The organism is Pseudomonas brassicacearum, assembly GCF_003732265.1.
Taxonomy (GTDB): Bacteria; Pseudomonadota; Gammaproteobacteria; order Pseudomonadales; family Pseudomonadaceae; genus Aquipseudomonas; species Aquipseudomonas brassicacearum_D.
Window position 1 is genome coordinate 1 of sequence record NZ_MOBK01000224.1, and the last position, 532, is coordinate 532.

General features: G+C 58.1%; 1 protein-coding gene. It reads right to left on the minus strand.

Annotated features, from left to right (window positions below):
* Nucleotides 1-532 (minus strand): sulfate/molybdate ABC transporter ATP-binding protein (locus BK660_RS30955; protein ID WP_123436432.1); only part of this gene is annotated, 532 nt, incomplete at both ends.

Consider the following 532-nt stretch of genomic DNA (forward strand, 5'->3'; position numbering starts at 1 on the left):
CTTTCTGCCAGACCTTCGGCTTGAAGAACAAGGTTTCACCCTTGGCCAAGCCGATCAGGCTGTCGTGATCTTTCACCACTTCGGCCTCGATCAGATCAGTCTGCCCTTCTACCTTCAACGTCACCCGCGTGGTCGCGCCCAACGGCCGGATATCATGCACCTCAGCAGCATGGTGATCTTCCAGCTCATGCTTGGACAACGACACCTCATGCGGGCGGAACAGCACGTGGTTGTCATCGCTCAACAGCAAGCGGTTCGAATCGCCGAGGAAGTGATAAACGAAATCGCTGGCCGGGTTTTCGTAGACGTCGCCTGGTGAGCCGATCTGCTCGATCACACCCTTGTTCATCACCACAATGCGGTCAGCAACTTCCATCGCCTCTTCCTGGTCGTGGGTCACGAACACCGAGGTCAGGTTGATGTCTTCGTGCAAGCGCGCCAGCAAGCGGCGCAGGTCTTTACGCACCTTGGCATCGAGCGCACCGAACGGCTCATCCAGCAGCAACACTTTCGGCTCGACCGCCAAGGCCCG